General features: G+C 67.2%; 19 protein-coding genes. 7 read left to right on the forward strand and 12 right to left on the reverse strand.

All coding sequences use genetic code 11. The features are described from left to right. Positions 1 to 43: 43 nt before the first annotated feature. The gene (gene ilvN, locus GM1_RS08620) at positions 44 to 547 is read right to left on the reverse strand and encodes an acetolactate synthase small subunit (protein ID WP_008378105.1); all 504 of its coding nucleotides are present in this window, start codon (positions 545 to 547) and stop codon (positions 44 to 46) included. Next, positions 544 to 2,430, reverse strand: a complete 1,887-nt coding sequence (locus tag GM1_RS08625; RefSeq protein WP_085950662.1) for an acetolactate synthase large subunit — start codon at positions 2,428 to 2,430, stop codon at positions 544 to 546. Before GM1_RS08625 ends, ilvN begins: the two co-directional genes overlap by 4 nt. A gap of 296 nt (positions 2,431 to 2,726) precedes the next feature. Between GM1_RS08625 and GM1_RS08630 the strand changes: the two genes are divergently transcribed. Together GM1_RS08630 and mgtE are read left to right on the forward strand one after the other, a co-directional pair. After that, positions 2,727 to 3,149 carry a PH domain-containing protein gene (locus GM1_RS08630; protein ID WP_008378107.1) on the forward strand — a complete coding sequence of 141 codons (423 nt, stop codon included), beginning with the start codon at positions 2,727 to 2,729 and terminating at the stop codon, positions 3,147 to 3,149. A 47-nt stretch (positions 3,150 to 3,196) separates the two neighbouring features. After that, on the forward strand, positions 3,197 to 4,531 hold the full coding sequence (mgtE, locus tag GM1_RS08635) for a magnesium transporter (protein ID WP_008378108.1): 1,335 nt from the start codon (positions 3,197 to 3,199) through the stop codon (positions 4,529 to 4,531). Positions 4,532 to 4,558: 27 nt separating this feature from the next. Here mgtE and GM1_RS08640 read toward each other — a convergent pair whose 3' ends face one another. Genes GM1_RS08640 through GM1_RS08650 form a run of 3 tightly spaced genes read right to left on the reverse strand, consistent with a single transcriptional unit; the run spans position 4,559 to position 5,900 of the window. Next, positions 4,559 to 4,921, reverse strand: a complete 363-nt coding sequence (locus GM1_RS08640) for a GntR family transcriptional regulator (RefSeq protein ID WP_008378109.1) — start codon at positions 4,919 to 4,921, stop codon at positions 4,559 to 4,561. Beyond that, positions 4,918 to 5,655, reverse strand: a complete 738-nt coding sequence (locus GM1_RS08645) for a hypothetical protein (RefSeq protein WP_008378110.1) — start codon at positions 5,653 to 5,655, stop codon at positions 4,918 to 4,920. The genes GM1_RS08640 and GM1_RS08645 overlap by 4 nt, the downstream gene beginning before the upstream one ends. Continuing rightward, a complete protein-coding gene (locus tag GM1_RS08650; protein ID WP_008378111.1) occupies positions 5,652 to 5,900 on the reverse strand; it encodes a hypothetical protein in 249 nt (82 codons plus the stop codon). Before GM1_RS08650 ends, GM1_RS08645 begins: the two co-directional genes overlap by 4 nt. Positions 5,901 to 6,102: 202 nt before the next feature. Here GM1_RS08650 and ilvD point away from each other — a divergent pair, with 202 nt between their 5' ends. Continuing rightward, positions 6,103 to 7,947 (forward strand): dihydroxy-acid dehydratase, encoded by a 1,845-nt coding sequence (gene ilvD, locus GM1_RS08655; protein ID WP_008378112.1) that lies wholly within the window; start codon positions 6,103 to 6,105, stop codon positions 7,945 to 7,947. A gap of 72 nt (positions 7,948 to 8,019) precedes the next feature. Here the strand turns inward: ilvD and GM1_RS08660 are convergent, their stop codons facing one another. Continuing rightward, positions 8,020 to 9,135 carry a DoxX family protein gene (locus tag GM1_RS08660; protein ID WP_008378113.1) on the reverse strand — a complete coding sequence of 372 codons (1,116 nt, stop codon included), beginning with the start codon at positions 9,133 to 9,135 and terminating at the stop codon, positions 8,020 to 8,022. Between the two features lie 85 nt (positions 9,136 to 9,220). Between GM1_RS08660 and GM1_RS08665 the strand changes: the two genes are divergently transcribed. After that, complete coding sequence (locus GM1_RS08665; protein WP_052005360.1) at positions 9,221 to 10,357, forward strand: PQQ-dependent sugar dehydrogenase; 1,137 nt, start codon at positions 9,221 to 9,223, stop codon at positions 10,355 to 10,357. A 470-nt stretch (positions 10,358 to 10,827) separates the two neighbouring features. Here GM1_RS08665 and gatB read toward each other — a convergent pair whose 3' ends face one another. Then, positions 10,828 to 12,336: an Asp-tRNA(Asn)/Glu-tRNA(Gln) amidotransferase subunit GatB gene (gene gatB, locus GM1_RS08670; RefSeq protein WP_008378115.1), complete on the reverse strand. Its 1,509-nt coding sequence runs from the start codon at positions 12,334 to 12,336 to the stop codon at positions 10,828 to 10,830. A 202-nt stretch (positions 12,337 to 12,538) separates the two neighbouring features. Between gatB and GM1_RS23120 the strand changes: the two genes are divergently transcribed. After that, positions 12,539 to 12,775, forward strand: a complete 237-nt coding sequence (locus GM1_RS23120; protein WP_052005361.1) for a PspC domain-containing protein — start codon at positions 12,539 to 12,541, stop codon at positions 12,773 to 12,775. Between the two features lie 9 nt (positions 12,776 to 12,784). Here the strand turns inward: GM1_RS23120 and GM1_RS08680 are convergent, their stop codons facing one another. From GM1_RS08680 to GM1_RS08690, 3 genes are all read right to left on the reverse strand, one after another. Next, the gene (locus tag GM1_RS08680; RefSeq protein WP_008378118.1) at positions 12,785 to 13,816 is read right to left on the reverse strand and encodes a 6-phosphofructokinase; all 1,032 of its coding nucleotides are present in this window, start codon (positions 13,814 to 13,816) and stop codon (positions 12,785 to 12,787) included. Positions 13,817 to 13,910: 94 nt separating this feature from the next. Then, the gene (locus GM1_RS08685) at positions 13,911 to 14,552 is read right to left on the reverse strand and encodes a LuxR C-terminal-related transcriptional regulator (protein ID WP_008378120.1); all 642 of its coding nucleotides are present in this window, start codon (positions 14,550 to 14,552) and stop codon (positions 13,911 to 13,913) included. 10 nt (positions 14,553 to 14,562) lie between these two features. Beyond that, positions 14,563 to 15,810, reverse strand: a complete 1,248-nt coding sequence (locus GM1_RS08690; protein WP_008378121.1) for a sensor histidine kinase — start codon at positions 15,808 to 15,810, stop codon at positions 14,563 to 14,565. Between the two features lie 166 nt (positions 15,811 to 15,976). Between GM1_RS08690 and GM1_RS08695 the strand changes: the two genes are divergently transcribed. Then, positions 15,977 to 16,585: a hypothetical protein gene (locus GM1_RS08695; protein ID WP_008378123.1), complete on the forward strand. Its 609-nt coding sequence runs from the start codon at positions 15,977 to 15,979 to the stop codon at positions 16,583 to 16,585. Next, positions 16,582 to 17,775, forward strand: a complete 1,194-nt coding sequence (locus tag GM1_RS08700; protein WP_008378124.1) for an alpha/beta-hydrolase family protein — start codon at positions 16,582 to 16,584, stop codon at positions 17,773 to 17,775. The genes GM1_RS08695 and GM1_RS08700 overlap by 4 nt, the downstream gene beginning before the upstream one ends. Here GM1_RS08700 and gatA read toward each other — a convergent pair. Together gatA and gatC are read right to left on the reverse strand one after the other, a co-directional pair. Beyond that, a complete protein-coding gene (gene gatA, locus GM1_RS08705) occupies positions 17,745 to 19,244 on the reverse strand; it encodes an Asp-tRNA(Asn)/Glu-tRNA(Gln) amidotransferase subunit GatA (protein WP_008378125.1) in 1,500 nt (499 codons plus the stop codon). The two genes, GM1_RS08700 and gatA, sit on opposite strands and share 31 nt — an antisense overlap. Beyond that, positions 19,241 to 19,555, reverse strand: a complete 315-nt coding sequence (gatC, locus tag GM1_RS08710; RefSeq protein WP_008378127.1) for an Asp-tRNA(Asn)/Glu-tRNA(Gln) amidotransferase subunit GatC — start codon at positions 19,553 to 19,555, stop codon at positions 19,241 to 19,243. Before gatC ends, gatA begins: the two co-directional genes overlap by 4 nt. Position 19,556 lies beyond the last annotated feature (1 nt).

Raw genomic sequence — 19,556 nt, forward strand, 5'->3', positions numbered from 1 at the left:
CTTCAAAGATGGTTATTAGGAGGTGTTGCTTGTAATTGTCGCGCTAGCGGTTCGCGGACATGCTCTTGGGTCCACGTCCGAGGGTCACGCCGCCCGACTGAGCGATCTCGCGGATGCCGTACGGGTCCAGCATCCTCAGGAGCGCTTCGAGCTTCTCGGACGTTCCGGTGGCCTCGACGGTGACCGATTCCGGTGACACGTCGATGACCTTGGCGCGGAACAGATTGACCACGTCGATGATCTCACCTCGGTTGGTGGCATCGGTGCGGACCTTGATCATCATCAGTTCGCGGGAGACCGAGTTCGTCGGTTCCTGCTCGACGATCTTGATGACGTTGATCAGCTTGTTGAGCTGCTTCGTCACTTGTTCGAGGGGGAAGTCGTCGACGGTGACCATGATGGTCATGCGCGAGATGCCCTTGAGTTCGGTCGGGCCGACGGCCAACGACTCGATGTTGAAGCCGCGACGCGAGAAGAGACCGGAGACGCGTGCGAGCACGCCCGGACGGTCCTCGACCAGAACGCTCAGCGTATGGGTGGTGCTCACAGCGAATCCTTCCCGTTCATGACTTCGTGGATCTCGACGGGGCCTGCAGCGGACTCGTCGTCGTCGAACAGCGGGCGGATGTCCCGGGCCGCCATGATCTCGTCGTTGCCGGTGCCTGCAGCGACCATCGGCCAGACCTGTGCGTCCTTGCCGACGATGAAGTCGATGAGGACGGGACGGTCGTTGATCTCGCGCGCCTTGGCGATCGCAGGTGCGACGTCCTCTTCACGCTCGACGCGGATCGCGACACAACCGAGCGCCTCGCCGAGCTTGACGAAGTCGGGGATCATCCGCGAGTGCGTCGCCAGGTCGGTGTTCGAGTAACGCTGGTCGTAGAACAGCGTCTGCCACTGGCGGACCATGCCGAGGTTGCCGTTGTTGATCAGGGCGACCTTGATCGGGATGCCTTCGATGGCGCAGGTCGCGAGCTCCTGGTTGGTCATCTGGAAGCAGCCGTCGCCGTCGATGGCCCAGACTTCCTTCTCCGGTGCGGCGGCCTTGGCGCCCATCGCAGCGGGGATCGAGTAGCCCATGGTGCCGAGTCCACCCGAATTGAGCCAGGTGCGCGGCTTCTCGTACTTGACGAACTGCGCGGCCCACATCTGGTGCTGACCGACACCCGCGACGTACACGGCGTCGGGGCCCGCGGCCTTGCCGAGTTCGGAGATGACGAACTCGGGCGACAGCGAACCGTCGGACTGACCGTCGTAGCTGAGCGGGAAGCGTGCCCGGATGTCGTCGAGGTACACCCACCACGCGGTCAGGTCGGGGCTGGTCCCACCGGTGGCGCGCTCGGCGCGCAGCGCCTCGATCAGGTCGACGATGACAGCCTGCGCGTCACCGACGATCGGCACGTCGACGTCGCGGTTCTTGCCGATCTCCGCAGGGTCGATGTCGGCGTGGATGACCTTCGCGTCGGGTGCGAACGAATCGAGCTGGCCGGTCACGCGGTCGTCGAAGCGGGCGCCGAGTGTGATCAGCAGGTCGCTGCGCTGCAGGGCCGCAACTGCGCCGACGGTGCCGTGCATGCCGGGCATGCCCATGTGCTGGGTGTGGCTGTCCGGGAACGCACCGCGCGCCATCAGCGTGGTGACGACCGGGATGCCCGTCAGCTCGGCGAGCTCCATCAGCTCGGCCGACGCCTCTGCCTTGATGACACCGCCGCCGACATACAGGACAGGCTTGGACGCCTGCTGGATGAGGCGTGCGGCCTCACGGATCTGCTTGCCGTGCGGACGCGTGACCGGACGGTAGCCGGGCAGGTCGAACTGCGGCGGCCACGAGAAGGTGGTCTGCGCCTGCAGGATGTCCTTGGGGATGTCAACGAGCACTGCGCCGGGGCGGCCGCTTTCGGCGATGTAGAACGCCTCGGCGATCGTGCGCGGGATGTCCGCCGCCGAGCTCACCAGGAAGTTGTGCTTGGTGATCGGCATCGTGATCCCGGAGATGTCAGCTTCCTGGAAGCCGTCGGTGCCGATGAGTGCGCGACCGACCTGGCCGGTGATCGCGACAACGGGGACCGAGTCCATCTGCGCATCGGCGAGCGGGGTGACGAGGTTCGTCGCACCCGGGCCCGACGTCGCCATCATGACGCCGGCCTTGCCCGCGACCTGGGCGTACCCGGTGGCTGCGTGACCTGCGCCCTGCTCGTGGCGGACCAGGACGTGGCGGACCTTGGTCGAGTCGAGGAGCGGGTCGTACACCGGGAGGACCGCGCCGCCCGGAATGCCGAAGACCACTTCGACGCCGAGCTCTTCGAGCGTGCGAACCACCGACTGTGCGCCGGTGACACGCTCGGGTGCGACGCTTGCGCCGCCCGATCGCATGGATTCCGTCGACGGCGACTGCGGCCGCGGCGAACCGTGTGCTGTTGGATTACTCACTGCACGTTCCTCATCCTCGTGTGCCAGTAATGTGTCCGACACTCTCGCCCAGGTCGGCGACGCGATGGTCACCGGTTCCTGACAAGAAAAAACCCCCGACAGCGGGTGCTGGTCGAGGGGCGCGTCGTTGGTGTTTCGGAAGGGTCTACGAAGTGACCGATCAGGCGTTGACGCGCCGACCGAGTACTACTACGAGAATCTTCTGATCCATCACACGAATAACGTAGAGCAGTGCCACAGATGTAGTCAAATCCGCCCGCGACCGGCTCCGGTCCGCTATTGGGCGACGTGGAACAATGGTCGCCGTGACCGACTCGTCCTTCGACTTCAAGATCTCGCGACTCGCGTACGCGGTCGTCCCCGTCGCCGTCTTCGTGGTGGTGATCCTGATCGGCGGATCCGTGTGGTTCGCATTCGGCGCCGTGATCCCATTCGCACTCGCGTGGTGGATCCACCACCTGCGCACCCACGTCGATTCCGACGGCATCGTCGCCGTCGGCACGTTCGGGACGACCACTCTCTCCTGGGACGACGTCGCGGGCCTCCGGTTCCCCAAGTGGGGATCGGTGCGAGCGGTGACAACCGACGGGCGCGAGGTCCGACTCCCCGCTGTCGGATTCGCCGACATGCCTGTCCTGTCCGCTGCGAGCGACGGTCGGATCCCCGATCCGTTCGCCGCCGAGCGCGATGCCCGACGGGCCGCGTCCGACGACTCCTGACTCAGGGCGGCGCGCCCACAACTCACCGACGCCAAGCGAGGTCTGCCATGTCCGTGACCACCCGCGACATCGAAGATCTCGTGGATGCCGGTCGTCTCACCGACGCCGCCCACGAACTCGCGCAGATGGCTCCTCAAGAAGCGGCGTCTGTGCTCGACGGGCTCGACACTCGACGCGGCACCATCGCCTTCCGTCTGCTCCCCAAGGACGATGCGGTAGCGGTGTTCGACGACATGTCGTCGAATACGCAGGCCCGTCTCATCGAGACGCTCGGAACGTCGGAGGTGGCGGAAGCGTTCGACAACCTCGATCCCGACGACCGCGCGGAACTCCTCGACGAACTGCCCGCGACGGTCGCGAAACGTCTGGTCCGCAACCTGTCGGACGCGGAGCGCGAATCGACAGCGGTTGTCCTCGGATACGGCCGGAACTCGGTCGGGCGGCGGATGAGCCCGGAGTTCGTCCACGTCTACGGCGACGACTCGGTGGAGGTCGCGCTGACGCGCGTCATCGCCCGCGGGCACGACGCCGAGACCATCTACACGATCCCCGTCGTCGATCACGAACGTTGCCTGCTCGGCGTCGTGAGTCTCCGCGATCTGCTCCTGAGCGATCCCGCGGCACCCGTCGAAGACCACCGCCGCACTCCCGTGTACAGCCTGGCGACGGCGGCGGCCGAGGTGGCCGCACGACGATGCGTCGATCTCAGCCTCCCCGCGATGCCCGTGGTCGACAGTGAAGACCGCCTGGTCGGGATGCTGACCCTGGACGACGCCGCCGACGTCGTGGCCGCCGCCCGGGACGAGGACGCTGCGCGTGCAGGCGCCCACGAGATGCTGAAGACCCCGTATCTGCAGTCGTCGGTCTTCACGATCACCCGAGCCCGAGTGGTCTGGCTGTTCGTCCTTGCGGTCTCGGCGATCCTGACCGTCAATGTCCTGGAGGTCTTCGAGGGGACGCTGGAGCAGAAAGTCGCCCTCGCGCTGTTCATCCCACTGCTGACCGGTATCGGCGGCAACACCGGATCGCAGGCCGCGACCACGGTGACCAGAGCGTTGGCCATGGACGAGGTCCGTGCACGCGATGTCGCGCGCGTGGCGGCGAAGGAGGCCCGGGTCGGCGTGACGATGGGCGCGGCGCTCGGACTCGTCGGTTTCGCCGTGGCGTCGATCGCCTACGACACCGAGATCGGCGTCGTGATCGGCACGACGATCGTGTCGATCTGTGTCGTCGCGGCGACCGTCGGCGGCATCATGCCCCTGGTGGCGAAGACCATCCGCGTCGACCCCGCAGTGTTCTCCACACCGTTCATCTCAACGTTCTGCGACGCCACCGGCCTGCTCATCTACTTCACGATCGCGAAGACCGTCCTCGGGATCTGAAGGGACGATCGTGAGTGATCGCGACCGTCAGCGCGCGAGCGCGGCGTCCAGCGCCGCACGGATCTCGGCATCACTCGCTCCGACCTCACGACACGATCCGACGTACACAGCAGCGACGTCTGCGAGTACGTCGTCGCGGGCTCGGGGCGGGGCGCTGACCCTGGTCCCACTGCCCCTCCGCGACGCAATCAATTGCTGCTGTTCGAGTTCCCGATAGGCGCGCGCCACGGTGCCTGGCGCCACACCCAGATCATTCGCCAACTGACGGACCGTCGGCAGTCGCTCTCCCATCGCGAAGACTCCGGAACCGATCGCGCCAGCCAACTGTGCGCGGATCTGTTCGTACGGCGGCGTCGGGTCGTTGCCATCGACGGTGAGCACGATACTCATGCCCGAACTCCCTGCGGTGCTCGCTTGACGCCACGCCGCGTCCTGTTCGCGGCGGCGGCTGCGCCCCACACGAACAACACGATCCATACCGCGGTGGACATGTAGAGCACCCACCCGGACACCGTCCACCAGCCGCTGCCGCACCCCGTCCCGGCGAGGTGCCGCACCGCAGCGCCTGTCACCAGCGCGACTGCCGCTCCGGTCACCGCGACGAGGCAGGCGAACAGCCCTGCGGCAGAGGTGGCGGACGAACGTCGGACGAGGTCGTCCGCAGCAGTCGACATGGCGTCGGAGTCCGGCCGACCACGATCGACTATCGACCGGACCGCCAACATGAACGCCACGGCACCGGCCAGAATCCCGCCCGTCAGAACCATCAGCTCCTCGCGGCTCCACGACGCCCGAGCCAGGACGGTCCCATCACGGCAGGTGACGCCGAGACCCGGCGCGACAGTCCCGGTGTTGAGCACTGTCACGACCGAGATGCCGATCACCGACACCGCGGCGACGCCGGTCACCGCCACGAGCCGGGAAGGCAGATAGTCGGCGGCACGACGGGGCGAAAGCGTCACGGTCACCAGTGCGTCGACCGGACGGTACGCACGCCACTCAGCCACCGCGATGGCGATCAGCTGCACGACGATGAAGATCGCCGGGACGACACAGACCAGCACCCGCAGGTCGCTGCTGGTGTACCCGAACCAGCCGGACCCGTTGAAGTACGTGCCAATCACACCGTCGGCGCCCCCAGTCCGAACCACAGCGCAACCGCTGCCGCCACGCCCGCGACGACGAGTCCGCCGGCCCGCCAAACGAGCAGTCCGCGACGAACCTGACCGATCCGAGAGTCGTCGATCGTCGTCCCCGACGGTAGGGCGACAGACATCGTCACGGCGACGATGCCTCCCAGCACCATCGCGACCAGTGCGATGAGAACCTTCGCAGTTGATTCCTCACATCCGATGCATCGGTCGGGCATTCAGCACCGACCATGCGTATCAATACATTGATACAAAGTGTCCAATATCGATCCGAATGTGTCAAACACTTGACACAAGTCCTCGCCGTTGAGCACGGCAGGAATAACCAGCAGGCCACGCGCGTAAAGTAGAAGGACAGTCCCCGGCCGTCAGCCCGGCAGGGGCAGGGACAACTAATCAGCGATTCGTAGCGAGGAACTCATGCCAGCCCTTCGGTCTCGGACCACCACGGTCGGCCGCGAAGCAGCCGGCGCACGCGCCCTGTGGCGTGCCACCGGAATGACCGACGACGACTTCGGTAAGCCGATCGTCGCCATCGCCAACTCGTACACGCAGTTCGTGCCCGGTCACGTGCACCTCAAGAACGTCGGCGAGATCGTCGCCGAGGCCATCGTCGCCGCAGGCGGCGTGGCGAAAGAGTTCCACACGATCGCGGTCGACGACGGCATCGCGATGGGACACGGCGGGATGCTGTACTCCCTCCCGAGCCGCGAGATCATCGCCGACTCCGTCGAGTACATGGTCAACGCGCACACCGCCGACGCCCTCGTCTGCATCTCGAACTGCGACAAGATCACACCCGGCATGCTCAACGCGGCGATGCGTCTGAACATCCCGACGGTGTTCGTCTCCGGCGGTCCGATGGAAGCCGGAACCTCGGTCGTCATCAACGGAGTGGTCCGCCCCGGCACCGACCTGATCGACGCGATCGTCGCGTCCGCCGACAGCAACGTCAACGATCAGGAACTCCTCGAGGTTGAGCGATCGGCATGCCCGACCTGTGGATCCTGTTCGGGCATGTTCACCGCCAACTCGATGAACTGCCTCACCGAAGCCCTCGGCCTCTCGCTGCCCGGCAACGGCTCGACGCTGGCGACGCAGACCGCACGTCGTGACCTGTTCACGCGTGCAGGTGAACTTATCGTCGACATCGCCACGAAGTACTACAAGGACGACGACGAGTCGGTCCTCCCCCGCTCGGTCGCCACCCGGGAGGCATTCGAGAACGCCATGGCGCTCGACGTCGCGATGGGCGGATCGACCAACACCGTCCTGCACATCCTGGCGGCCGCCCAGGAGGGCGAGGTGTCGTTCGACCTGCACGACATCGACCGCATCTCACGCAACGTCCCGTGTCTGGCGAAGGTCGCACCCAACTCGCCCAACTACTACATGGAGCACGTTCACCGGGCAGGCGGAATCCCCGCGATCCTCGGTGAGCTCAACCGTGCGGGCTTGCTGAACCGAAACGTCCATCCGGTCCACGCGTCCTCGCTCGAGGCGTACCTCGCCGACTGGGACATCCGAAGCGGCACCGCGACCGACACCGCCATCGAACTGTTCCACGCCGCGCCCGGCGGAGTCCGCACGACCGAGCCGTTCTCGACGTCCAACCGCTGGGAATCGCTCGACACCGACGCGGCCGACGGCTGCATCCGTGACAAGGAGCACGCGTATACCGTCGAAGGCGGTCTTGCCGTGCTCCACGGCAACATCGCGCAGGACGGCGCGATCCTCAAGACGGCGGGCGTCGATGAGGCGCTGTGGCACTTCCAGGGCCCGGCGCGCGTCGTCGAAAGCCAGGAGGACGCGGTCCACGCGATCCTGTCGAAGGAACTGCAGGCCGGCGAAGTCCTCGTGATCCGCTACGAAGGGCCTGCGGGTGGACCCGGCATGCAGGAGATGCTGCACCCGACCGCCTTCATGAAGGGCACCGGCATGGGCAAGAAATGCGGTCTGGTCACCGACGGCCGCTTCTCCGGCGGGTCGTCGGGCCTGGTCATCGGCCACGCCTCCCCCGAGGCTGCTGCCGGTGGCGACATCGGGCTGGTCGAGAACGGCGACGAGATCCTCATCGACGTCAAGACCCGCACGCTCAAAGTGCTCCTCGACGACGAGACTCTCGCCGAGCGGCGCGCCAAGATGGAGGCCTCCGAGCGTCCGTGGCAGCCGAAGGACCGCCAGCGCCCGGTCACTCAGGCGCTGCGTGCGTACGCCAAGCTGGCGACGTCCGCCGACAAGGGCGCCGTCCGCTCGGTCGACTGAGACGGGGCGAACATTCGAGAAGAGGCCCTCCAGCGAATCGCTGGAGGGCCTCTTCTCGGCTCCGGGAGCAGATCAGTTCTTGACCAACGGGTTGGTTCCGTTGAAGACGATCCAGACTGCGATGGCGGCGCCGATGCCGATCACCAGCCAGGCCGCCGAACCCCAGGCCGGACGTCGAGCCCAACCCCATCGACGGTCGAAGGCGTACACGCCCGGCCCCGTGAGGATGAGGGCCGCTGCCGCCGCGGCGAGCATGATCTCGAATTCGAGGCCGCTGCCGCCTCCGTCACTTGCGAAGAACCACACACCGCCCGCGAGTGTCGCCTTGTACGTCATGGCTACGAGGATGCTGCCGAGCACCGCCGACCCTGCGATGGGGGTCAACAACCCGAGGATGAGCAGGATCCCGCCCGCGGTCTCACTGACTCCTCCGACGAGGGCGAGCCACTTGGTCGCCTCCGGGTCGAAGCCGATGCTCGGGTCGGGAACATTCTGGAGAAAGGTCGAGAACCCGTCGGGCCCGGGACCGTTCATCCAGCCCGTCAGCTTCTGCAGTCCGTGGACCGTGAAGATTCCGCCAACGGCGAGGCGAAGGATCAACAGGCCGAGGTCGAGGGTGCCACGGCGTGTCGGAGCCGGCTCGGCGACGACAACCGGCGCCACATCGGCATCGGGCTCCGGCTCGAACGGCTCGGTCTGGTACTCCGGCACCTCGATGGGAGTGGTGGGCATCGGCTCGATGTACGGCAGCGGATCCTGAGTCAGATGTTCGGCCGTGTGCCGTTCGGGACGTGGTCGCACCTCGTCGTCGACGTCGACGAACGGTTCGGTCTGGACCGGTTCATCGGAGGAGGTCACCTCCACGTCACTGAGCGGAAGTCGTGTCGTGGCCTCGGTGGGCGCGTCCACGTCGTCTGTCACCTTCTCGATGACCGTGGTGTCCGTGTCGTCGGCCGGCGACGCCGCCTTCTCGATGAGACCGGTCTCAGCAGCGTCGTCGACCGCGTCGGTGTCGGGCGCGTCGATGACACTCGGAGCCTCGACCGCGTCGTCGTCGAAGGGCTTCGGTTCCGGCGCAGGTCGCCTGCCGTGCTGTTCGAAGAAGTTGTCACGGTCTGGCTGCGGTCGACGTGGCCGGCGCGGCGTCGGGCCACCGCTCGGCGTCGAATCGCTGTCATTGGAACTCATCACACATCCGAGGGTATGCGCAGGTGGTTGAGTACCGGCTGAGCGGCACCCGACGATTTGGTAACGATCGTTTAGGGTGGACGGCATGCCGCTGCCCTCTCTTCTCTCGCGGCGCACCGCAGCCGTGGCCGTCGCACTCGTCGTCGGGACGTCGGCGTCCGGATGCGCGAGTTTCGCCGATCAAGAGACGACGGCCGACGAAGGCACGTTCAGTTCGGTGCCGACCGGGGTGTACCGGCCGGACGCACCTCCCGCTCCGAGCAGGCCGACCGACGAGGGGCCGCCGCCGACGGGCCCGTGCATCGACCCGAATCCCTCGGTCATAGCGACGTGTCTGGCATCGACGTCCGGACTCCGTCCTGCCGACGCTCAGGGGCAGACGACGTACGTGGCCGAGCGGACCACCGGCAAGATCATCCTGTCCAAGCGGTTCGGTCCGCAGCGTGCCATCGCCACGGTCGACGTCGACGCGTCAGGCGACGGCGGACTGATCGATTTCGAGATGTCGCCGACATGGATGCAGGATCAGATGATCTTCGCCCTGATCACCACCCCATCGGACAACCGAGTGGTGCGGATCGCGCCGACGGGTTCGGTCAAACCGATTCTGACCGGCATCCCGAAGGGTCCGACCGGCAATCTCGGGTCCATCGCGTTCACCTCACCCACCGAACTGACGATCGCGACCGGCGACGCCGGCAGTCCGTCAGACGCGAGGAACCCGTCGTCGTTGGCGGGGAAGATCCTGACAATCGATCCGAACCGGCCGGGGGCACGCCCGGAGGTCGAAGCGTCCGGGCTCGGTTCGAACGTCGCTCTCTGCAGAGACGCGACGGGCGGCCGGCTGTTCGTCGCCGACAGCGGTGCGGCCGGAGATCGACTGTCCCTGGTGAGCCAAAAGTCGTTGAAGACTCTGTGGACATGGCCTGGCCGACCCGGTGTCACCGGATGCGCGACGGGCACGGACTGGATCGCCGTCTCCGTCGCCTCCAAGAAGCGCATCGACATGTTCGGCAAGCCGACCAGCGCCAGCCCGAGCGTCAGCGAACCGTCGTCCGAGGACACGTCGAAGACCTACGGTGCCGTCGGCCGTCTCACCACGTTCGGCGGGGCCTACCAGCTCGCCACCGTGAACAAGACCGCTCCCGGCACTAAGCCGGTCGGCACCGACGACCGTGTGGCCATCAACATGCCGAAGCCGCCTGCCGAAGACCGCACCTAGCTACCGTCGTGTGACGGCGATCTGAACCTTAGGGTGTGAATCGGTGTCACCTGGTGACACCGATTCACACCCTAGTGCGGCTCCAGAGCGTTCTAGGGGCAATGCCGTTCGGATAAGGAGCTGCCGGTCGATGTCAACGATGCTGGGGAATCGAGGGCGGCCGGTTGAGTGTTCCGTGCACCGTTCCATCTGGTCACAGCATCGTTTCAGTCGCTCCCAACGCGATCACAAGCCCGGACGACCAGCAGAAACCACTCGCCGCGACGCTCGTTGACAGACGCGGCCTCCACAAAGGCCGCGCCTGTCAACGAAGCGTCGATCTCAGTCGCCGAATGCAGCGTTCGTCGCCGAAGGCAGCGAACAGGCACGGGATCGTCAGTCGGGCAGCTGCATTGACTCCGGGATCCTCGGCTGACGTCTAGCGCCTCGTGGGTGGATAGGGTGCCCTAGCCCGTTCTACGTCCGTTCGGTCAGGCACCGCAAGCGGCGAGGACCAGTTCCTTGACGCGTGCCGGATCCGCCTGGCCGCGGGTGGCCTTCATGACGTCGCCGACGATCTTGCCCGCAGCCTGAACCTTGCCGCTGCGGATCTTGTCGGCGATGTCGGGGTTGGCGGCGAGCGCCTCGTCGACCGCCTTCTGCAGCGCGGAGTCGTCGCGGACCACTTCGAGGCCGCGGTCGGCGACGATCTGCTTGGGCTCGCCCTCACCGTCGAGGACCGCGGTGACGACCTGCTGAGCGAGTTTGTTCGTGAGCTTGCCCTCGTCGACGAGGCCGATCACCTCGGCGACCTGGGCCGGCGTGATCGACAGGTCGGCGAGCTCGGTGTTCCGCGTGTTCGCCTGCTGAGCGAGGAAGGACACCCACCAGCTGCGCGCAGCGTCGGACGACGCACCGGCTTCCGCGGTCGCGATGATCAGGTCGACGGCGCCGACATTGACCAGATCGCGCATCACCTCGTCGGAGACGCCCCACTCCTCCTGGATACGTGCACGGCGGATCCACGGCAGTTCCGGCAACGTCGCGCGGATCGACTCGACCCATTCCGGGTCGGCGATCACCGGCGGCAGGTCGGGCTCCGGGAAGTACCGGTAGTCTTCTGCGGTCTCCTTGCGACGACCGGCGGACGTGGTGCCGTCGGCCTCGTGGAAGTGACGGGTCTCCTGGATCACCTCGCCACCGGTGGTGAGGACAACGGCCTGACGCTGCATCTCGAAGCGCACGGCGGTCTCGACGCTCTTCAGGGAGTTCACATTCTTCGTCTCGGTACGAGTACCGAACTCGGTCGCGTCCTTCGCCATCAGCGACAGGTTGACGTCACATCGCATCGAACCCTGGTCCATCCGGACGTCGGACACGTCCAGCGACGAGAGCAGGTCGCGCAACGCGGTCACGTATGCGCGAGCGACCTCGGGTGCACGCTCCCCCGCACCCTCGATCGGACGCGTCACGATCTCGACGAGCGGCACACCCGCGCGGTTGTAGTCGAGCAGCGAGTGGCTCGCACCGTGGATACGACCGGTGCTGCCGCCGATGTGCAGCGACTTCCCGGTGTCCTCCTCCATATGCGCGCGCTCGATCTCCACGCGCCAGGTGGTTCCGTCGGTCAGCACGACGTCGAGGTACCCGTCGTACGCGATCGGCTCGTCGTACTGGCTGATCTGGTAGTTCTTCGGCTGGTCCGGGTAGAAGTAGTTCTTCCGCGCGAAGACGCTCGATTCGCGGATCGAACAGTTCAACGCGAGACCGATCTTGACGGCCGACGCGATCGCGGTCGCGTTCGCGACCGGAAGTGCACCCGGCAGTGCAAGACACGACGGGCACACCTGGGCGTTGGGGTCGCCGCCGAACGTCGTCGGGCAGCCGCAGAACATCTTCGTCGCGGTGCCGAGCTCGACGTGCACCTCCATGCCCATGACCGGGTCGAACGCCGCGACGACGTCGTCGTAATCCATCAGTTCGTGGGTAGCCGCACTCATGCCGTCCATCGTATCTGGGGGTGGATCTCGGGGATTGTCCCGATGCCCGAAGCAGCCCGGAATCCATACCGTGAGGACATGGATCGAGGCGTCCGCCCCGACCGAACTTCCAGCGACAGGACTCGCCATGACTGATCAGAACGTTCCCTTCGACTCCGCTCAGGGAGCAGAAGGAACCGCTCAGGGAGCAGGAGGAGCCGCAATTGGAGCAGGAGGAGCCGCTCAGGGACCGACGGACTTCACGAAGGCCGAAGCGGGACCGAAGCGCCTGCGCCGATCACGAACCGACAAATGGATGGGCGGAGTCGCAGGCGGCATCGCCGACTACTTCGGTGTCGACTCGACGTGGGTGCGCGTAGCGTTCGTCGCGTCGATCATCCTGCCCGGCCCACAGGTCCTGCTGTACCTGCTGCTCTGGCTGATCATCCCGCAGGATTGACTCCCGCGCTCAGCCGAAGATCGCGCGGGCGCCCCGGTACTGGTCGAGTGGAACGTTCTTGGTGTGGCCGACGGCCTCGGAGAACGGGACCCGTTCGATGTCCATGCCGCGCAGCGCGACCATCTGACCCCACGCCTGATCGGCCACCATGTCGCTCACTGCCTGGCCGAAACGGGTGCCGAGGACACGGTCCCACGCGGACGGGACACCGCCGCGCTGGATGTGACCGAGCACCGTCGCCCGGGTCTCGATGCCGGTCTTCTCCTCGATGAGCGGTGCGAGGATCTCGCCGATTCCGCCGAGGCGTGGACGGTTGAAGCCGTCCATCCCCTTGTGCGAGTGCGCCTCGTCCATGTCCGGCAGAGTGAAGCCCTCGGCGACGACCACCATCGGCGAACGCCCGCGCAGTCGGACGCTCTGCACCCACTCGCAGATCTGATCGAGATTTTCCGGCTGTTCCGGAATCAGGATCGCGTGCGCACCGCCTGCAGTCCCGGCATACATGGCGATCCATCCCGCGTGGCGGCCCATCACTTCGAGGACCATGCATCGCTTGTGGGAGTTGCCGGTCGTCCGCAGCCGGTCGACGGCTTCGGTGGCGATCTCGACAGCGGTGTTGAAACCGAACGTGTAGTCCGTGGCCTCGAGGTCGTTGTCGATGGTCTTCGGGACACCGACGACAGGGATACCGTCCTCATACAGTCGGTTCGCCGCGGCCATCGTGCCGTCGCCGCCGATGGCGATCACACCGTCGACGCCCAGCCTCTTCATGTGGGCCTTGATGTTGTCCGGGGTGCCGTCGGGCTCGGTGTACGGGCCGAATCGACTGGTCCCCAGAATCGTGCCGCCCTGTGACGAGATGCCGCGGACCACGGAGCGATCGAGCGGCATCACGTCGCCGTACACGAGCCCCCGGTAGCCGCGCAGATACCCGACGAACTCCTGATCGTGCAGCGTCTCTCCCTGGAGAACGGTCCCGCGGATCACCGCGTTGAGTCCTGGGCAGTCGCCGCCGGAGGTCAGGATGCCGAAACGCCCCATGCCGGAAGTCCTCTCGTGTCGCGGCGGCACGTGGTCCGCACCGCTGATGGGTTCAATGACAACACTTTTCGCGGCACAGGGTCGGGTGGTCGGCCTACTTGAGTCCGTTCTCGTACGCGAAGACCACAGCTTGGGCTCGATCCCGCAGGCCGAGCTTGGCGAGCACATTGCTCACATGCGTCTTCACGGTCTGTTCGGAGACGAACAGGTCGACGGCGATCTCCGCATTCGACTTTCCGTCGGCGACCGTTTCGAGCACCTCCCGCTCGCGTGGAGTGAGCACGTCGACGGCGGTCGACACCGGCTTCGCCGCCCGTGAGGTGACCTCGGCGATGAGCCGCCGCGTGACCGACGGCGCCAGCAGAGCATCACCTGCAGCGACCACGCGGACCGCACGGACCAGTTCGTCGGCCGGTGCGTCCTTGAGCATGAACCCTGACGCCCCGATCCGCAGAGCGGAGTACACGTAGTCGTCGATGTCGAACGTGGTCAGCATCAACACCTTGGTCGCCGATCCGCTCGCGATGATCTGCTCCGCAGCCCAGAGACCGTCTCGCCGGGGCATTCGGACATCCATCAGCACGATGTCGGGCTGAAGCCGCTTGCAGACCTCGACTGCCGCGATCCCGTCTTCGGCGTCTCCGAGCACCGAGATGTCGGGGGCGGCGTTCAAGAGCGCGGCGAAACCGGCACGGACCATCGCCTGATCGTCGGCGATCACCACAGTCACTGACACTCGACAAAGCCTATCGAGTCGCGAGCGGGATGCGGGCGGTGACCGCGAAGCCTCCGTCGGGTGTGGCCCCGGACGACAGTTCTCCGCCGACGGCCGACGCCCTTTCATTCATTCCGATCAGGCCCTGACCGCCGCCGGGACGGATCGTGTGGTCGGGGTCGGCGCTCGGTCCGTTGACCGTCGAGACCACGACGGACTCGCCGTCCCGATCGAGTCGAACGACGACCTCCGAACCGGGCGCATGACGGGCCGCATTCGTCAGCGACTCCTGGACTATGCGGTATACGGCGGTGCCCGCGGCCCCCGGATCGCCCCACTCGTCGACGCGGTCGGCGAAGTCGACGGTCACACCGGCCGCACGAACGGAGTCGATCAGGTCGGGCAGGTCGCCCACTCCCTGCATCGGGCGCAGGTCGGCCGACCCCGTGCCGTCGTTCGCATCGGCATCCGACGGACGCAGGACGCCGAGCAACTGGCGGACCTCGTCCAGTGACTGACGCGCCGCCTCGGCGATCGCGGTGAACTCGGCGTCGGCGCCGGGGCCGATCGTCTCCGCCGGGTCGCCGGCCGCCAGCCGGTACTTCGCGGTCTGCGACATCACGACGACCATCGACATCCGGTGTGCGACCACGTCGTGGAGTTCGCGGGCGATCCGGGTCCGCTCGGCGAGCACCGCCTCTCTCGCCTGTGCGTGTTCGGTGGCACTGACCTGCTCCGAGATCACCTTCTGCGACGTCACTCGATACCGCACGAATGATGTCCCGATGGCGACGACGACCAGGGCGAAGATCCATCCGATGCGCATGTCGGGGCCCAGTCCGACGAAGAAGGCGCCCGCGGTGATCACGGTGAGGACCGGGATCCGGTCCAGATTCTGTGTCAGCAGTGCCGCGAACGTCATCGCGAGCAGCACGAGGAACATCGACACCGGCATCGGGATCACGTCGGCGGAATGCGGGATCAGGCTCGTCGCAGAGGCCGTCACCGTCACCATCGCCCATGCGGTCCGCACCGCCTTCGGGCCGGCGAACATCAACGCCAGCGGCGCGCACGCCGCGATCGCGAACGCGGGAAGCAGGTACGCCGCGATCTGATGAGTCTGGGCGACGGTCGGCCAGGTGATCGACGTCATGATCACGGCCAACAGCATGCCCAACCAGTTCCACCGGTTGTTCAGGTAGTGCCGGACCGCGGGATCGGGCACGGCGTCGAACGACACGCGGTTCAACGCGGATCGAGTACGGGTCAGACGTTTCACCCGTCAACCGTAGATCGGCGAACGCGTCGGGCACCTCCCCCGCGAGAGGGAGATCCGACTCCGCCCGGAGGGTGAGAGATCGCCGAGCTCTGCCCGAGACGTAGGGCCCCACAATCGCTTTCGCGGGCGATCCGGCCTGGTGCCCGGGCCCGAGAACGTTGACGCCATGACCGAGAACCTCACTCTCCGCGCTGTTGCCCGTCGTGTCGTCGCCGCATCCGCGATCGCCGTGTTCGCCACCCTGGTCCTCGGCACGACAGCTGCGGCGGCCGCCGCATCGGGCGCGCCGACCACGATCGGGCCGATCACGAACCCAGCCGAGAAGGCGATCGCTGCGCTGGTCGGTGATCACCCGGAGCAGGCACTGACTGCACTCCCCTCCGACTTCCCCGCAGTGATGGGCTACCGACCGGGCGTCGAGGACGGCAAACCGGTCAACACCACGGGCGACTGTTCGTCGCCCGTCCCGATGCCTGACCGATTCGAGCCGCTGTGCCGAAGCCACGACTTCGGATACGACCTGCTGCGTTACGGCGATCGGACCGGCCGGCCCGCCGCACCGTGGGCGCGGCTCGCGCTCGACGAGATGCTCGTCGACGCCATGCACCGGTCGTGCAGCAACCCGGTGTGCGATGCCGCGGCGAGTCTCGCCGGAGTCGGACTCGACGCGAACTCGTGGAGGCAACACTGGTCGGCCCCGGTTCCGGAGTCCGCAGGCGACATGGCGGCGTCGGCCGCTCTCCGTGTCACCGAGTCGCTGGCGGGTCGACGATGAGCGCGCCGCGGATCTCCTCCGCCGCGCTTCTCGGCGGCCTGATCGGATGGGCGCTCGCTCTCACACCCGGTCAGCTTCCCCGCGCGGCGATGGTCTCCGCAGCGGTCGGCACCGTGCTGACGCTGCTCGGGATGGGTGTCGGAGCCGTCAGCGCTCGCCTGGGAAGGCGCCGGGCCGCGTCGTCGGAACTCGTGTCGGCGGCGGCAGTCGCAGGTGCTGCCGCGGTGGTCGGTGCGCTGTGGTGGCAGACCCGTGTCACCGAGAATTTCGGCGCCCCCGCTCCCGGCGTGCTGTGGGTGGCTGCCGCGGCGGGCGTGCCGCTGGCCGTCGGCCTGGCGCTGGTCTGGCTCCCCGGCCGGGTGTGGGCGGTCGGTGCACTGCTGACCGCCCTCATCGCGGGCCCCGCAGCGCACGCTCGGGCCGCAGCCCCCGACATTCCCGCCGATCCCGCGCTGAGCTACTCCATGCTCGATCCGACGGCCGATGTCGACGCGAGGGCGCAGGCACTCGTCGACGACTGGGCGACGAAACCGCACACCGGCGCGGTCGTGGTGATCGTCCCGACCGGGTCCGGCTGGGTCGACGCCAGCGCTGTCGCAGGCTTCCGCCGGCATTTCGACGACGACGTCGCATTCCTTGCGATGCAGTACTCCGACGTCCCGTCGTGGCAGGCCTACGTGCGGTCGCCTGCCGCCGCGAGCGACAGCGCGATCGCCGTCGTGCGTGCGCTGAATCGCCGGATCAGCGCCTCACCCGACCGACCCGACGTGTACCTGTTCGGGCAGAGCCTCGGCGCGATCGGCGCGGACGCCGCCAGGGCGTGGGCCGACGACCACAAGGTCGCGATCGACGGGACCGTGCTGTCGGGTCCGCCTGCGGGCACCGTCGAGTCCCTGCCCGCGTGCGAGCCGCGTGTGGTGTTGGCGAACGCCACCGACCCGGTGGCGGACTTCGACGCATCACTGGCGTGGCGAGCCCCCGACCACGTCGGCGGAACGACGACGATCGGGGCCCCGCGACAGCAGCTGCCGTGGATACCCGGGCTGTCCGTCGTCGGGACCGCTCTCGACCTGGCCGTCTCCCTCGACGGACCGGTCGGCACCGGGCACCACTACGGGATCGAGCAGGGTCTCGCTGTCGGCGAACTCCCTCCCGGGTGTCAGACGATCGGGCCGCGTGCTGCTTCGTAGGCGGCGCCGATGCGGTACAGGCGATCGTCCGCCAACGCGGGCGCCATGATCTGCAGACCGACGGGCAGCACTGCGCCGCCGTCGGACGCGGTGCCCGACGGCACCGACATGGCGGCGGTTCCGGCCAGGTTGACAGGCAGGGTGCACAGGTCGAACAGGTACATGGCCAGCGGATCGTCGACCTTCTCACCGAGTTTGAACGCCGTGGTGGGCGTGGTCGGTGAGATCAGGACGTCGACGTCGGCGTAGGCCTTGGCGAAATCCTGTGCGATGAGCGTGCGGACCTTCTGCGCTTGGCCGTAGTAGGCGTCGTAGTAGCCGGAGCTCAGCGCGTAGGTGCCGATCATGATGCGCCGCTTCACCTCGGGACCGAAGCCCGCGGCACGCGTGAGGGCCATGACCTCGTCGGCGCTGTGTGTGCCGTCGTCGCCGACGCGCAAGCCGTACCGCATGGCGTCGAAGCGTGCGAGGTTGCTCGAGACCTCCGACGGCAGGATCAGGTAGTACGCGCCCAGCGCGTACGAGAAGTTCGGGCAGTCCACCTCGACGATGGTCGCGCCGAGCGAGGTCAGCGTGGCACACGCCTGCTGGAACGACTCGAGGACGCCGGCCTGGTAGCCCTCCCCCTGCAGCTGCTTGACGACGCCGATCCGCACGCCGGTCAGATCCCCGGTCGCGCCGGCCCGAGCTGCGCCGACCACGTCGGGCACCGGGACGTCGATCGACGTGGAGTCACGCGGATCATGCCCGGCGATCACCTCGTGCAGCAGGGCCGTGTCGAGCACGGTGCGGCCGCACGGTCCGCCCTGATCGAGGGACGAAGCGCATGCGACGAGTCCGTAGCGCGACACCGTGCCGTACGTGGGCTTCACACCGACTGTCGCCGTGACAGCAGCCGGTTGGCGGATGGAGCCACCGGTGTCGGTGCCGATCGCCAGGGGCGCCTGGAACGACGCGAGCGCCGCCGCGCTGCCGCCACCGGAGCCGCCGGGGATGCGGTCGACGTCCCACGGGTTGCGTGTCACCTGGTACGCGGAGTTCTCGGTGGACGATCCCATCGCGAACTCGTCCATGTTGGTCTTGCCGAGGATCGGGATGCCCGCAGCGCGCAGACGCTGCGTGAGCGTCGCGTCGTACGGCGACACCCAGCCCTCGAGGATCTTCGAACCGCAGGTGGTCGGAGCGTCGACGGTGGTGAACACGTCCTTGAGCGCGATCGGGACGCCTGCGAGCGCGCTGGGCGCCTCGCCTGCGGCGATCGCGGCGTCGGCGGCCTTCGCAGCGTCAAGCGCCTCCGCGGCGCCGACGTGCAGGAACGCGCCGAGCTCGCCGTCGATCTCGGCGATGCGATCCAGGTGCGCCTGGGTCACCTCTACGGACGACAGTTCACGGGCGGCGATCTTGCCTGCGAGCTCCGCGGCGGTCAGCCCGGTGATCTCACCTGCTGCGCGGGTGGTGGTATCGGTCACTGTTCCTCCCCGAGGATCTGCGGGACGGCGAATCTGTCCTGTTCGACGGCCGGTGCGCCCGACAGGGCCTGTTCGGGCGTGAGCGACGGCACGACGACGTCGGGTCGGAGCACGTTCTGCAGGTCGGCGGGATGCGCCGTCGGCGGAACGTCGTCGGCCGCGACTTCGGCGACCTGAGCGACGTGGGTGAGGATCGAGTTCAGCTGCCCGGCGTACTGGTCGAGCTCGGCGTCGGTCAGCGCCAAGCGCGACAGACGCGCCAGGTGCGCGACCTCGTCGCGGCTGATTGCGGACTCAGGTTCGGGTGACATC

This window comes from Gordonia malaquae NBRC 108250, from assembly GCF_000344135.1.
Taxonomy (GTDB): Bacteria; Actinomycetota; Actinomycetes; order Mycobacteriales; family Mycobacteriaceae; genus Gordonia; species Gordonia malaquae.